At 62.1% G+C, this 14133-nt stretch carries 12 protein-coding genes; 6 read left to right on the top strand and 6 right to left on the bottom strand.

Annotation, left to right across the window (positions count from 1 at the left end; all coding sequences use genetic code 11):
* Positions 1-38: 38 nt before the first annotated feature.
* The 3 genes from FHX10_RS07970 to FHX10_RS07960 form a co-directional block, all read right to left on the bottom strand.
* Positions 39-329, bottom strand: a complete 291-nt coding sequence (locus FHX10_RS07970) for a type II toxin-antitoxin system RelE/ParE family toxin (protein ID WP_028758802.1) — start codon at positions 327-329, stop codon at positions 39-41.
* Positions 326-784 carry a hypothetical protein gene (locus FHX10_RS07965; protein WP_028758803.1) on the bottom strand — a complete coding sequence of 153 codons (459 nt, stop codon included), beginning with the start codon at positions 782-784 and terminating at the stop codon, positions 326-328. The genes FHX10_RS07970 and FHX10_RS07965 overlap by 4 nt, the downstream gene beginning before the upstream one ends.
* Before the next feature lie 133 nt (positions 785-917).
* The gene (locus tag FHX10_RS07960) at positions 918-2249 is read right to left on the bottom strand and encodes an MFS transporter (RefSeq protein WP_028758804.1); all 1332 of its coding nucleotides are present in this window, start codon (positions 2247-2249) and stop codon (positions 918-920) included.
* 379 nt (positions 2250-2628) lie between these two features.
* Here FHX10_RS07960 and cyoA point away from each other — a divergent pair, with 379 nt between their 5' ends.
* Genes cyoA through FHX10_RS07935 form a run of 5 tightly spaced genes read left to right on the top strand, consistent with a single transcriptional unit; the run spans position 2629 to position 7642 of the window.
* The gene (gene cyoA, locus FHX10_RS07955; RefSeq protein WP_028758805.1) at positions 2629-3792 is read left to right on the top strand and encodes a ubiquinol oxidase subunit II; all 1164 of its coding nucleotides are present in this window, start codon (positions 2629-2631) and stop codon (positions 3790-3792) included.
* 42 nt (positions 3793-3834) lie between these two features.
* The gene (cyoB, locus tag FHX10_RS07950; RefSeq protein WP_028758834.1) at positions 3835-5838 is read left to right on the top strand and encodes a cytochrome o ubiquinol oxidase subunit I; all 2004 of its coding nucleotides are present in this window, start codon (positions 3835-3837) and stop codon (positions 5836-5838) included.
* A gap of 6 nt (positions 5839-5844) precedes the next feature.
* Positions 5845-6465, top strand: coding sequence for a cytochrome o ubiquinol oxidase subunit III (gene cyoC, locus FHX10_RS07945; RefSeq protein ID WP_028758835.1), 621 nt, complete (start codon positions 5845-5847; stop codon positions 6463-6465).
* A complete protein-coding gene (cyoD, locus tag FHX10_RS07940) occupies positions 6462-6863 on the top strand; it encodes a cytochrome o ubiquinol oxidase subunit IV (protein WP_028756182.1) in 402 nt (133 codons plus the stop codon). Before cyoC ends, cyoD begins: the two co-directional genes overlap by 4 nt.
* The gene (locus FHX10_RS07935; RefSeq protein WP_097595623.1) at positions 6860-7642 is read left to right on the top strand and encodes an SURF1 family protein; all 783 of its coding nucleotides are present in this window, start codon (positions 6860-6862) and stop codon (positions 7640-7642) included. The genes cyoD and FHX10_RS07935 overlap by 4 nt, the downstream gene beginning before the upstream one ends.
* On the opposite strand, the gene FHX10_RS07930 is transcribed toward FHX10_RS07935, so the two are convergent.
* From FHX10_RS07930 to FHX10_RS07920, 3 genes are all read right to left on the bottom strand, one after another.
* On the bottom strand, positions 7623-9551 hold the full coding sequence (locus FHX10_RS07930; RefSeq protein ID WP_028758837.1) for a PAS domain-containing sensor histidine kinase: 1929 nt from the start codon (positions 9549-9551) through the stop codon (positions 7623-7625). The two genes, FHX10_RS07935 and FHX10_RS07930, sit on opposite strands and share 20 nt — an antisense overlap.
* Positions 9552-9620: 69 nt before the next feature.
* The gene (locus FHX10_RS07925; RefSeq protein WP_097595622.1) at positions 9621-11027 is read right to left on the bottom strand and encodes an FAD/NAD(P)-binding protein; all 1407 of its coding nucleotides are present in this window, start codon (positions 11025-11027) and stop codon (positions 9621-9623) included.
* A gap of 312 nt (positions 11028-11339) precedes the next feature.
* Positions 11340-11957: a flavodoxin family protein gene (locus FHX10_RS07920; RefSeq protein ID WP_097595621.1), complete on the bottom strand. Its 618-nt coding sequence runs from the start codon at positions 11955-11957 to the stop codon at positions 11340-11342.
* A gap of 124 nt (positions 11958-12081) precedes the next feature.
* Between FHX10_RS07920 and FHX10_RS07915 the strand changes: the two genes are divergently transcribed.
* On the top strand, positions 12082-14043 hold the full coding sequence (locus FHX10_RS07915; protein WP_179869510.1) for an ABC transporter ATP-binding protein: 1962 nt from the start codon (positions 12082-12084) through the stop codon (positions 14041-14043).
* The last annotated feature ends 90 nt before the right edge of the window (positions 14044-14133 follow it).

Here is a 14133-nt window from a genome sequence, read left to right as displayed (position 1 = left end):
TGAAGCCGTTCTTGTTCCGCGCCCAGTCAGATTTCAAATCAAGATTTCGGTGGCCATTTCTGCGCTCCGTGGACGAGGCGCAAAATTTCAACCTGTTTGATTTTTTGGCGAACCCGATAGATCACGATAGAGGATGTACGTGAAACGACCAGTTCGCGCGTTCCTTCAATTCGCCCGGGCCGGCCGATCTCCGGCTGATCGATGAGCAAATCGGTCTGACGCTCGATCTCATCAAGCTGGCTTATCGCGGCGGCGACATTCTGGTCGGCGATAAACTGAATTGCTTTCTTGCGATCTGATGCAGCTTTCGCGCGCCAGACGAGCTTCACTTGGCCTCGCCCTTAAACCGAGCCAGCAGTTCTGCCCGTTCGCGCGCCATCTCTTCCTTGACGACTTCGTGCGGGATCCAGACCGCGTTCGGATCATCGGCCTCCCGGATCGCCTCCTCGACCTGTTCGCGGAACCACTTGTCGTATTCCGCCGCCTCATGGGTGCGACGCAACGCTGCGGCCCGGTCCGGTCGCGCCGCCGTATCCGGAGCGTAATCGGCCGCATCGACATCGAACTGCGAAATGCCGACATCCTTGAGGTAGGAAACCAAGGTATCCATGCGCTTGAACAGGCGCACCTGCCGGCTGCGCTGGGCGGCGAGCGGGCGCTCGGCCTTGCCGTAGCGGATGACGACCGACCAGCCACCGGTTTTGCCGACGACATGCGCGGCATCGACCGCGCCTGCTTCGACAAGGCGGGAAAGGGTCGAATGATCGATGGTTTCCGCGGTCATGGAATATCCTTGTTCGAGCCGATAAGGATATGCATTTAATTATAGATTGCAATGCGTTCAATAATTGGAATCGCACAGTCCGAAAAAGAAAGCCTGCATGGTTTCCCATGCAGACCCATGCATTTAAGTCCGCCTATTCGCGCTGTTCCAGCGCCCTGCTGAAGGCGAGTGCCGCCAGCGTGCAGATGGCGCCGGACAGCAGGTAGTAGCCGACGAAGGTCAGGCCGAAGCGGCTGGAGAGGCTGAGCGCCACCAGCGGCGCAAAACCGGCGCCGACCAGCCAGGCGAGGTCCGAAGTGAAGGCGGCACCCGTGTAGCGGTAGCCGCGGCCGAAGCGCGACGAGATCGAGCCCGTCGCCTGGCCGAAGGACAGGCCGAGCACGCCGAAGCCGATGATGACGAAAGCGTCGTGGCCGCTGTTGCCGGATGCGATCAGGATCGGCCCGACGAAGCTGAAGATGGCGATGATGACGGCGCAGATGGCAAGCTGGGCGCGTCGCCCGATGCGGTCGGCGATCAGGCCCGACGCGATGATGGTGACGATGCCGACCATGGCGCCGACCACCTGCACCACCATGAAGGCGCCGATCGGCTGGTTGCCGTAAAGGCTCATCCAGCCGAGCGGGAAGATGGTGACGAGGTGGAACATGGCGAAGCTTGCGAGCGGCACGAAGGCGCCGATCAGGATGTCGCGGCCATGAACGCGCAGCACGTCGAGGATGGGGGCCGCTTCCAGCTCATGCTGCTCGAGCAGCGTGCCGAATTCCTTGGTCATCACGAGGCGCAACCGCGCAAACAGCGCCACGACGTTGATCGCGAAGGCGACGAAGAAGGGATAGCGCCAGCCCCAGGAGAGAAAATCCTCACTGGAAAGATTGGCGACGAAATAACCGAACAGGGTGCTTGCCAGCGCAAAGCCGATCGGTGCGCCGAGCTGCGGGATCATCGCATACCAGCCGCGATGCTTGGCCGGCGCGTTGAGCGCGAGCAGCGAGGCAAGGCCGTCCCAGGCGCCGCCGAGCGCGAAGCCCTGGCCGAGACGGAAGAGCGCCAGCAGCGCGATCGACCAGACGCCGATCTCCTGGTAACCCGGCAGGAAGGCGATCGAGGCGGTGGAGCCGCCGAGCAGGAAAAGCGCGATCGTCAGCTTGGTGCCGCGGCCGTATAGCCGGTCGATCGTCATGAAGACGACGGAGCCGACGGGGCGGGCCAGGAAGGCGAGCGAGAAGATGGCGAACGAATAGAGCGTTCCCGTCAGCCTGTCCGGCGCGAAGGGGAAGATCAGCTGTGGAAAAACCAGCACCGAGGCGAGGCCGTAGACGAAGAAATCGAAGAATTCCGACATGCGGCCGATCACCACGCCGACGGCGATGCTGCCCGGCGAAACCGGTTTGTCGGCGTGAATGCGCCGCGCGTCGCGTTCCAGCGACGACGATGACGGTCCGTAATGCGATGTTGTAGCCATGAAAACGCCTCCCTCGTTGAAGCGCTTTCGCCAAGGCGCCTCAGCCTGATCTTGATCAAACCTGCAGGCTTATCAAGTCCGTAACACGTAAATAGTTCGTCATGGCGGCTCAAAATGAGGCTTGGATGGGAAAAATAGCGTGATCGGGACCGCGATTTTCCCATGGGAACGCTGGCATGGCCGGCTGTAGCGGATATATTGGTCGAAACATGCGCTCGCGAAAAATCCTTCTTGATTTCATCAGGATTTCGAAGCTGTAGTGCGACCTGATTTGTACCGCAGTGCGGCAAGATTGCTGCACTGCGACATTCCGCCTCATGTCGCGATCGGGTTCAGTGCTTTAGTCGCGGATCAAATGAAACAACAAGAGCTTAGAGACGTGCCAAAACTCATGAAGTTTTCCCGCCTTCTATCCGTCTTGCCGCTGCTTTTCCTGGCAGGATGCAACATGGTGGTCATGGCGCCTTCCGGCGACATCGCCATGCAACAGCGCGATCTCATCGTCATCTCGACGGTGCTGATGCTGTTGATCATCATCCCGGTGATCTTCCTGACGCTGTTCTTCGCCTGGCGCTACCGCCGCGCCAATACAGCCGCAACTTACGCGCCGGAATGGCACCATTCGACCCGCCTCGAAATCGTGATCTGGGCAGCACCGCTGGCGATCATCATCGCGCTTGGCGCCGTGACCTGGATTTCCACCCATAAGCTCGATCCCTACCGCCCGCTCGACCGCCTCGATGCCGAGCGCCCCATTCCCGCCGATACCAAGCCGCTGACCGTCGAGGTCGTGGCGCTCGACTGGAAGTGGCTGTTCTTCTATCCCGAACTCGGTATTGCCACGGTCAACGAGCTCGCGGCTCCTGTGGACATGCCGATCAATTTCAAGATCACCGCCTCCTCGGTGATGAACTCCTTCTACATCCCTGCCCTTGCCGGCCAGATCTACGCCATGCCGGGCATGGAGACGAAGCTGCACGCCGTCATCAACAGAGAAGGCGAGTATGACGGCTTCTCCGCCAACTACAGCGGCGCAGGATTTTCCCACATGCGCTTCAAATTCCATGGCCTGACCAAAGAGGGATTTGACGGCTGGGTGGCGCAGGTCAAGCAGCAGGGCACGATGCTCAATCGCGACGCCTATCTGAAGCTCGAAAAGCCGAGCGAGAAGGAACCGGTGCATTATTATGCCGGCGCCGATGCCGACCTTTACAACGCCATCCTGAACATGTGCGCCGCGCCGGGCAAGATGTGCATGAACGAGATGATGCACATCGACATGATGGGCGGCGGCGGCAAGGAAAGTGCGGAGAACCGCGAGAAGCTGCGATATGACGACCGCCATGCCGACGAGGGCATCGTGACGCCGGCCGCCATGCCGGCAACGGAGGTCCCGGCCGGAAGCGAGCCTGCCGAGCGCACCGACGGCAACAGCATGCAGCACGACATGCCCGGCATGGACATGCAGCATCAGGGCCATTCCATGCCCGGCATGAGCAATGGCGCCGATCCGGCGCCGGCGCAGCTCAACAACAACAATTAACCTGGCGCTTTGCGTCGCAAGACATAATGAACGGGTTGTTCCATGTTTTCCAATCCTGACCTCCTGAAGTTCGTCTTCGGCCGGTTGACCCTCGATGCCATCCCCTATCACGAGCCGATCCTGGTCGTGACCTTCATCGGCGTCGTCATCGGCGCCATCGCGGTGCTGGGCCTTATCACCTATTTCAAGTTCTGGGGTCCGCTCTGGCGCGACTGGATCTGCAGCGTCGATCACAAGAAGATCGGCATCATGTATGTGATCCTGGCCGTCATCATGCTGCTGCGCGGCTTCTCCGACGCGATCCTGATGCGCATCCAGCAGGCGATCGCCTTCAACGGTTCGGAGGGCTATCTGCCGCCGCACCATTACGACCAGGTCTTCACCGCCCACGGCGTCATCATGATCTTCTTCGTGGCGATGCCCTTCGTCACCGGTTTGATGAACTTCGTGGTGCCGCTGCAGATCGGCGCACGCGACGTCTCCTTCCCCTTCCTCAACAACTTCTCTTTCTGGATGACCACCGCCGGCGCGATCATCATCATGCTGTCGCTGTTCATCGGCGAGTTCGCGCAGACCGGCTGGCTCGCCTACCCGCCGCTGTCGGGGGCGGCCTACAGTCCGGGCGTCGGCGTCGACTATTATATCTGGGGGCTGCAGGTGGCCGGCGTCGGAACGACGCTGTCGGGCATCAACCTGATCGCCACCATCGTCAAGATGCGGGCTCCGGGCATGACCTTCATGAAGATGCCGGTCTTCACCTGGACGGCGCTTTGCACCAACGTGCTGATCGTCGCCTCCTTCCCGATCCTGACGGCGACGCTCGCGCTGCTGTCGCTTGACCGCTACGCCGGCACGAACTTCTTTACCAACGACCTCGGCGGCAATCCGATGATGTATATCAACCTCATCTGGATCTGGGGTCATCCGGAGGTCTACATCCTGGTGCTGCCGGCCTTCGGCATCTTCTCGGAAGTCGTCGCCACCTTCTCCGGCAAGCGCCTGTTCGGTTACGCCTCCATGGTCTACGCCACCTGTGTGATCATGATCCTGTCCTACATCGTCTGGCTGCACCACTTCTTCACGATGGGCTCGGGCGCCAGCGTCAACTCCTTCTTCGGCATCACCACGATGATCATTTCGATCCCGACGGGGGCGAAGATGTTCAACTGGCTCTTCACCATGTATCGCGGCCGCATCCGCTATGAGGTGCCGATGCTGTGGACGGTCGGCTTCATGGTCACCTTCGTCATCGGCGGTATGACCGGCGTCATGCTTGCCGTGCCGCCGGCCGATTTCGTGCTGCACAATTCACTGTTCCTGATCGCCCATTTCCACAATGTCATCATCGGCGGCGTTCTCTTCGGCATGTTCGCCGGCGTGAACTACTGGTTCCCGAAGGCCTTCGGTTTCAAGCTCGATCCCTTCTGGGGCAAGCTGAGCTTCTGGTTCTGGCAGATCGGTTTCTGGTTCGCCTTCATGCCGCTCTACGTGCTCGGCCTGATGGGCGTCACCCGCCGGGTCAGCCAGTTCGAGGACCCGTCGCTGCAGATCTGGTTCATCATCGCCGCCTTCGGCGTCGGCCTGGTCGCACTCGGCATCGCCGCCTTCCTGATCCAGATCGTCGTCAGCTTCATGAAGCGCGAGGAATTGCGCGACGACAGCGGCGACCCGTGGGACGGCCGCACGCTGGAATGGTCGACCTCCTCGCCGCCGCCGGATTACAACTTCGCCTTCACGCCCGTCGTGCACGATCATGACGGCTGGTACGACATGAAGAACCGCGGTTATGCGCGTCCGCTGCAAGGCTTCCGGCCGATCCACATGCCAAAGAACACCGGCACCGGCGCAATCCTGTCGGGCATCAGCGTCGCGCTTGCCTTCGGCCTGATCTGGTACATGTGGTGGCTGGTGGTCGTCTCCGCCGTCGCCATGCTGGCTGTGGCGATCGGCCATACCTTCAACTACAGACGCGACTTCTACATCCCCGCCGAAGAGGTAACCGAAACGGAAGGCAAGCGCACCGCGCTGCTTGCCGAGCAGGTGTAAGAGACCATGAGCGATCACACCATCGACACGGCCGAAAAGCCTGAATTCTACCTGACGGAAGATCATCATCCGGAGAACAGCACCAATCTCGGTTTCTGGCTCTATCTGATGAGCGACTGCCTGATCTTCGCGGTGCTGTTTGCCACACACGGCGTGCTCGGCCGCAACTATGCCGCCGGCCCGTCGCCGGCCGATCTCTTCGATCTGCCGATCGTTGCCGTCAACACCTCGATGCTGCTGTTCTCCTCGATCACCTATGGCTTCGCCATGTTGCAGATGGAGCGGAACGCCAAGGCGGAAACGCTGTTCTGGCTTGGTGTGACCGGCCTGTTCGGCGCAGCCTTCATCGGGCTCGAACTCTACGAGTTCATCCACCTGATCCATGAGGGAGCCGGGCCGACGCGCAGCGCCTTCCTCTCCTCCTTCTTCACGCTGGTCGGCACGCACGGGCTGCACGTCACCTTCGGCATCATCTGGCTGATCACGCTGATGGTGCAGGTGTCGATGCACGGGTTGATCGAGGCCAACCGCCGCCGCCTGATGTGCCTTTCGATGTTCTGGCACTTCCTCGACGTCGTCTGGATCGGCGTCTTTTCCTTCGTCTACCTGCTGGGAGTTCTCGGATGAGTTCGCAAGCACCTGCACATGAGGATGCCCACGAGGCTCATCACGGCCACAGCCACGGCCATCAGGCCGGCCACGGCACATTCCGCAGCTATATGGCGGGGTTCGTGCTCTCCGTCATCCTCACCGCCATTCCCTTCTGGCTTGTGATGGCAGGCGTGTTCGAAAGCCCGGCGGTGACGGCGGTGCTGGTGATGGGCCTCGGCGCGATCCAGATCGTCGTCCATATGGTCTTCTTCCTGCACATGAACACCAGGAGCGAGGGCGGCTGGACGATCATGGCGCTGATCTTCACCCTCATCATCGTCGCCATCGCGCTCTCCGGCTCGCTCTGGGTCATGCATCATCTCAACACCAACATGATGCCGATGAGCCCCGAAATGATGAAGAACATGCCGTGACTGCTACGAAGGGGCGGCGGCAGCGTCACCCGCAGGCTCCCTCGGAAAAACGGCGTTGTCAGGTAAAACGCGCGGTCTTCGCCGTCTGCCTGATCCTGCTTGCCGCAGCACTCGCGGCACTCGGCACCTGGCAGGTTGAGCGCCTCGCCTGGAAACGCGACCTCATCGCCCGCGTCGACCAGCGTGTGCATGCCGCACCCGTGCCTGCCCCGACGCGCGCCGAGTGGAGCAAGGTCAATGCCGCCGATGACGAATATCGGCGGGTGACCGCGGTGGGGATGCTGGCGAACGACAAGGAGACGCTGGTCTATGCCTCCACGATACTCGGTCCAGGTTATTGGGTTATGGCGCCGCTCACACTTGCCGACGGCGCATCGATCCTCGTCAATCGCGGTTTCGTGCCGACCGACAGACGCGACTCGGCCTCGCGCCGCGAGGGCGAACTGTCCGGCCCGGTCGAGATCACCGGGCTGATGCGCATGACCGAGCCGAAGGGATCGCTGCTGCAATCCAACGACGTCGCAGCCGACCGGTGGTATTCACGCGATGTCGCGGCGATCGCTGAAAAGCGCGGCATCAGTGCGGTCGCTCCCTATTTCATCGACGCCGATGCCACGGCCAATCCGGGCGGCCTGCCTGTCGGCGGCCTCACGATCATCGCTTTTCCCAACAACCATCTCCTCTATGCGATCACCTGGTACGGGCTGGCGGCGATGGTGTTGGCATTGCTGGTGTTCATTCTTCGCGGCGAGAAAGCCGCTATGAAGCGATCCGGCTGATCGCCTCGGCGAGTTGCGCTTGCGAAAACGGCTTGCCGAGGCGCGGCAGGTCAACGATGCCTGCCCCTTCGGGGATCTCGGCGTAACCGGTTGCGAGGATGATCGGCATATCGGGCCATTCCTTGCGGATCGCCTGGGCGAGCTGTGCCCCAGTCATGCGCGGCATGGCATGGTCTGAGATTACCAAGTCGACTTTCTGCTTGCGCAGGATCTCCAGCGCCTCGGAACCCGCCATCGCCTCGAACACCGTATGGCCGAGATCCTCCAGCATCAGCGTCGTGTTCATCAGCACCAGACCATCGTCATCGACGGCAACGATGCGCAGCCGGCGCGGCGCATTGTCCTCGCCTAGCGGCAGGCCGGCAGCGGCCTCGGTCACCCGCTCGACAGTGACGACCGGGAACCATATTTCAGCCGTCGTGCCTTCGCCGAGGCTGCTCTTCAGCATGAGGCGGCCGCCGGACTGGGACGCAAGGCCCTGCACCATGGAAAGCCCGAGGCCGGTGCCCTTGCCGATACCCTTGGTGGTGAAGAACGGAGTAATTGCCTGCTCCATCGTCTTTGCATCCATGCCCTCGCCTTCATCGATCACCGCGATGCGGACATAGCGGCCGGGCGGCAGCGGACCCTTGCCCGCCGGCACCGATTCCTCGGACGCGCGAAGCACGATCCGGCCCCCGGACGGCATGGCATCGCGGGCGTTGACAACGAGGTTCAGGATCGCCATCTCGAGCTGGTTCGGATCGGTCAGGATCGTCGGCAGCCTGACCGGGAAAGAGGTTTCGATCACGGTCAGTGGTCCGAGCGAACGGCTCAGCATATCCATCATGCCGCGGACCAGGCCGGAAACGTCGATCGGCTCCATCAGCAGTTCCTGCCGGCGGGAAAAGGCCAGCATACGCTGCGTCAAGGCAGCACCCCGCTGAGCACCCTGCATGGCATTGTCGACCAACGACGTCAGGGAGATATCCTGCGGCATGCGCTTCTTGAGGATTTCGAGACTGCCGAGTACAGCCATCAGCAGATTGTTGAAGTCATGGGCGATACCACCGGTCAATTGACCGATGGCTTCCATCTTCTGCGATTGGAAGAGCTCTTCGCGCGCCTGCTCCAGTGCCCGCTGAGTCTCCATCTTCTCGGTGATATCGCGGGTGATCTTGGCGAAACCGAGCACGCCGCCTTCGTCGTCGCGGATGACGTCGATGACGACGCTCGCCCAAAAACGGGTGCCGTCCTTGCGCATGCGCCAGCCTTCCCGCTCGAACCGGCCCTCGGCGCGCGCAATGGCGAGAGCGGCCTCCGGCACGCCGGTGGCGCGATCCTCGGGGGTGTAGAAGGTCGAGAAATGCCGGCCGATGATTTCATCAGGCCGATAGCCCTTGATACGCTCGGCGCCGAAATTCCAGCTGCTGACGTTGCCGTTGGGATCGAGCATGTAGATCGCATAGTCCGAGACGCCCTGGATCAGCCGGCGAAACTGTTCCTCACTCTGGCGGATTGTCTGTTCCGCTGCTCTGCGTTCGGTCAGATCACGAGTGATCTTGGCAAAGCCGATGAGCTCGCCTGAGGGACGGCGGATCGGATCGATGATCACATGCGCCCAGAAGCGGCTGCCATCCTTGCGCTGGCGCCAGCCTTCCCCCTCGAACCGGCCGTGTTCCGCCGCCGTGGCGAGAGCCCTCGCCGGAACTCCCGCTGCGCGGTCCTCTTCCAGATAGAAACGGGAGAAATGCTCGCCGAGAATTTCGGAAGGCTTGTAACCCTTGAAGCGCTGAGCGCCGGTATTCCAGCTGGTGATGATGCCTTCAGGGCTCAGCATATAGATGGCGTAGTCGGTGATGGCATCGACCAGAAGGCGAAAGCGTCCCTCCTCGTTGAGAGACGTATCATGTCGATTCAGCGCTTCCATCGGCCCCTCTTAACCACCAGCGCATTATAACGCAGCGGCGGGCGGATGGTTCCGAAACAGCCTCGAATTTCAGACGGCCTTGACCTGCGGGTAGAACCGCTCACCGACGCGCTCGGCAGCCGCATAGGCCTGCGAGACGATCTCCGGCACGAGATCGATATCGGGCAGGCTGCCAAGGCCGAGCGGGCCGACGGCAAAGAGCCCGGCGACCGTCGAACCGTCCTCGAGGAAGGGCTCGCCACGCGCATTGACCGCCAGCCCCAGCGACAGCTCGTCCGGCATGGCGAGGCCGGCCGAAAGCAGGCTTTGCATCAGCGGCGCGGAAAGATCCGGCGCCTGACAGCGGCAGTCAATGATGCGCTCGGCATGGATGACTTCCTCGGCAGCGGAACCGGCCGGCGTGAAGAACAGGCCGCTCAGGCCCCGCCGACCAGCGCGGCCGCGGCGCAGCACCGTGCGACCCTCGGCGAGCTCGCGTTTCAGCCGCAGGTGCATGGCCTCCGGCAGGCGGTTGCGATGGCTGTCGTAGATCGCCCTGAGGTGCCGGTTGAACTGATGCTTGTCCCGCGCCGGCAGCGAGCGCCAAAGCGAGCGGGCGTGTTTCCTGAGGCCGTTCATCACCGATTGCCAACTCCGGCCCTCCTCCTCCGCCTCGCGACAGGCCTGGCGGATGAAGTGGACGATGTCAGGCAGGCTCTGCGGCAGCGCTTCGGCCGGGAAGACCGGATCGGCGGAATTCGGCGTATGGCTCTGGGGCAGAAAGCCGTGCCGGGAAACGATCGTCACCTGGCCGGCATAACCGGAATCGCGCAGCTGCAGCAGTTGGTCGACGACGCGGATGCCGCTGCCGAGCAGCACGGCATGCGGCCGAGCCACCAGGCGCTGGGCTCTGACCGGCGAAGCCTCCTGCTCGCCGGCATCCGGCGCAGTCAGGCCGTAGCCGGTGGCAAGCATCACGGTATCGAACAGCGGATTGGCGGGATTGGCGCTTTCGAGCAGGAAGCGGTTGCCGTGGCTCCTTCGGATCGCCACGACCGGATCGTTGCAGACCTGGACGGTGATGTCCCTGCGGGCGGCCAGCGCCTCCGAAAAGCGCTGGTAGACATAATCGCTGAAAATTTCCTTCGGCACGAAGATCTGCCGGAATCCGGGGATGGCCGCCGGTACGGCGGCGCGGAAGGCGGCGTTGCTGCAGAGCCAGTCGTTGAAATCGTCATTATCGCCGAGCGAAACCGAAAGATCGCGCACGCGGGTGTTGAGGATCGTCGAGGAGCGGGCTGAAGCCAGCGCCTGCCCGCCGCTGACCGACGAATTCGGATCAAACAGCTGCAGATGGAAGGGCGCGCGCACCGTCTTCATCAGCGCGATCGCCGTCATCATGCCCGAAAAGCCGCGCCCGACGATGGCGATGCGCGGCACGGCCGAGATCTGCGCCGCCGCATTGGCTCTCGCCGAAAAAAGTCCCTGAACCGTCATCGCAACTCCTTTGCGGCTTCATCCGCACTATGGGTCGATCGAGGTTTCAACGCATAAAACAGCGGATCATGCGTTGATGAGGTTCATGCGGCCATTCGCAACATCTGCCGCGGCATCGGGGGTCCGAACCAGCGGCCCCGCAAGGAAACTAGGGGAGCAATCACGCTCGTCCATAGTCTATTAAACTAGTAGTGTATGAAAGCGCTAAATGGCGCATGTGGCAAGAGCTTTATTGCCACATCGTTTCAATCAATTGAAATATAAAGATAATTTACAGATATTTCGGATAAAGTCCGGCCGGGCCGCCCCTCTTCAACTGCCCTCGCCCGGATATTGTTTGGCCTTCAGCAGGGTTGCCAGATGCACCGTGTTGCGCGCCAGCGTCTCGACTGATGTCGTCACGACCTTCGGCACCTTGTCTAGATCGGCGAAATTGGTGGAACCCATCGCCTCGCCGACCCAATAGGCGACCGCATTCGCGGGGATGGTGAAACCGACGTCGTTCAGCGCCTGGAAGAGCTCGGCCGACACGTGATGGGCGCCGTCCTCGTTGCCGACGACGGCGACGGCCGCGACCCGGCCATAGGAGACCATACGGCCCTGATCGTCCGCCTCATCGAGGAAGGCGTCCATGCGCTCCAGCGCCCGCTTGCAGACACTGGATGGCTGGCCGAGCCAGATCGGCGTCGCCATCAGCAGGATGTCGGCGGAGAGCAGCTTTGCGCGAATATCAGGCCAGTCATCGCCGGCGCCTTCGTCCGAGGTGACGCCCGGCTTGATGTTGAAATCGGCAAGGCGCAGCACCTCGGTCACGACACCGTGCGCGGACATTGCCTTGTCTATCAGGCCGATCATCCGGTCGGCCGAGGACGCCTCCTTGGCGTCGCTGGTCTTCAGCGTGGCATTGAGGGCGAGAGCTTTGAGCGGCATGGGTCTCTCCGGTAAAGGCTGGCTGTCGGGCATTCGCCTGCTGCAACCCGTTCGCGTGCAGATTGTTCCCGCCGGGGTGGCGAGGCGACCTCACGTAAAAATAACCAACTGGTGAATTCTTTACTTGAACCCCCAAATGGAATCGGCAAAAGTGAAGATGCTATCAATCCCTTCATGGATTTGCCGTCTTTTCGGGCCAGCGTCCGACCACACATCTATTGGAAAAAATACCGTGAGCAGCGATGCGTTAACACGCGCGACGAAGCCTTCGGCTTCGATGGCGCTTGCAACTGCGGCAGGCTGGGGCCGAGGCCTCTACACATTGGTGCGCATCACCATGATGGCCTTCCGCCACCCCTGGCAATCCGGCTTTGCGATCGGCGCCACGCTTGTCGCCTCTACCTTCCAGCTGATGATCCCGCGCCTTCTCGGCCAGGCCGTCGACCACACGCAGATGGCGATGAGCGGCGGAGCGGCGGGCCAGGTGGCGCAGGACGCGCTTCTGACCACGGCGCTGCTGCTGCTCGGGGCCAGCGTGCTGCGCGGCCTCTTCACCATGGTCCAGAACTATTACAGCGAATCGGTCGGCCATCACATCGGCTACGAGTTGCGGCTGGCCTGCTACGAAAAGATCCAGCGGCTCTCCTTCAGCTTTCATGACACCGTGCATTCCGGCGACCTGATCACCGTCGGCCTGCTCGACCTCGAAGGCGTGCGCATGTATTTTTCCACCGCGCTCGTCCGGATGATCCTGCTGTCGATCCTGATCGGAATCGGCGCCTATATGCTCCTGTCGACCGATATCGTCCTTGGCCTGCTGGCGCTCTCCTTCGTGCCCTTCGTCGGCTGGCGCTCCTCGGTGACGCAGCTCAGGCTGCGCGCCACCTGGCTCGACCTGCAGGAGCGGCTTTCGGTGCTGACCCGCATCATGGAGGAGAATCTTGGCGGCATCCGCGTCGTGCGCGCCTTTGCCGCGCAGGACCACGAAATGTCGAAATTCGAGGCGGCGTCGAAGAATGCGCTGGCGCTCGCGCATCAGCGCGTCGGCATCCGCGTCACCAATACCAGCGCCATGACCTTCTCCTTCTTCGCGGCGATGGGCCTGGTGCTCTGGGTCGGCGGCGGCAAGGTGATGTCGGGCGAGATCACCGTCGGCACGCTGGCCTCGTTCCTGACCTTCATGACCATCCTGCAGATGCCGGTGCGCCAGCTCGGCCTGATGGTCAACGCCTTTGCCCGCGCCTCCACCTGCGGCACGCGCCTCTTTGCCCTGCTCGACCTCGACATTTCAATCAAGGATGCGCCGGATGCGAAGGAATTGAAGCTCACCGATGGCGTGCTGCGCTTCGAGAATGTCAGCTTCGCCTATCCGGGTTCGGAAAAGCGCACTGTGCTCCACGATGTCTCCTTCGAAGCCAGGCGCGGCCAGACGATCGGCATCGTCGGACCTCCGGGCAGCGGCAAGTCGACGATCGCCCATCTCATCCCGCGCTTCTACGACGTCACCGGCGGCAAGATCACCATCGACGGCCAGGACATCCGCAAGGCGACGCTGCAATCGCTGCGCCGGGCGGTGGCCGTCGTGCAGCAGGATTCCTTCCTGTTCACCACGACGATCGAAAACAATATCGCCTATGGCGACCCGTGGGCGAAGGAAGGCCGCATCGAGCGCGCCAGCGAAAGCGCCCAGCTCCACAATTACGTGCTCGGCCTGCCCACCGGTTACGGCACTGTCGTCGGCGAGCGTGGCGTTTCGCTGTCCGGCGGCCAGCGGCAACGTCTTTCGATCGCCCGCGCGCTGATGCTGAAGCCGGCGGTGATGGTGTTCGACGATTCGACGGCGGCAATCGATGCGGCCACGGAGCAGCGCATCCGCGGCGCCATGCGCCGCTATGCCGCTGACCGCGTAACGATCATCGTTGCCCATCGCCTGAGCTCGCTGATGCATGCCGACCAGATCCTGTTCGTCGAAGACGGCCGGATCGTCGAGCGCGGCACGCATGCGGCGCTGCTTTCGCTCGGCGGGCGCTACAAGGCGCTCTACGACCTTCAGGTGCGGCCGGGCGACGAGGCGCTGAGCGCCTAGCAACGGATATGTTCCCCTCTGCTGCCAAGTGGAGAGGAATGTGTAGTGACTATGCAGGCCACCGGAAGTGATGGCCGCGGGAGGAATGTC

Source organism: Rhizobium sp. BK591 (assembly GCF_014195045.1).
Lineage (GTDB): Bacteria > Pseudomonadota > Alphaproteobacteria > Rhizobiales > Rhizobiaceae > Rhizobium > Rhizobium anhuiense.
The sequence above is the reverse complement of the archived record's forward strand: the minus strand, read 5'-3'. Positions and strand labels throughout refer to the sequence as shown.

Coding starts and splice junctions, on each gene's coding strand:
- FHX10_RS07965 (WP_028758803.1), bottom strand. CDS start 784: ATGACCGCGGAAACCATCGATCATTCGACCCTTTCCCGCCTTGTCGAA.
- FHX10_RS07960 (WP_028758804.1), bottom strand. CDS start 2,249: ATGGCTACAACATCGCATTACGGACCGTCATCGTCGTCGCTGGAACGC.
- cyoB (WP_028758834.1), top strand. CDS start 3,835: ATGTTTTCCAATCCTGACCTCCTGAAGTTCGTCTTCGGCCGGTTGACC.
- cyoC (WP_028758835.1), top strand. CDS start 5,845: ATGAGCGATCACACCATCGACACGGCCGAAAAGCCTGAATTCTACCTG.
- cyoD (WP_028756182.1), top strand. CDS start 6,462: ATGAGTTCGCAAGCACCTGCACATGAGGATGCCCACGAGGCTCATCAC.
- FHX10_RS07930 (WP_028758837.1), bottom strand. CDS start 9,551: ATGGAAGCGCTGAATCGACATGATACGTCTCTCAACGAGGAGGGACGC.
- FHX10_RS07925 (WP_097595622.1), bottom strand. CDS start 11,027: ATGACGGTTCAGGGACTTTTTTCGGCGAGAGCCAATGCGGCGGCGCAG.
- FHX10_RS07920 (WP_097595621.1), bottom strand. CDS start 11,957: ATGCCGCTCAAAGCTCTCGCCCTCAATGCCACGCTGAAGACCAGCGAC.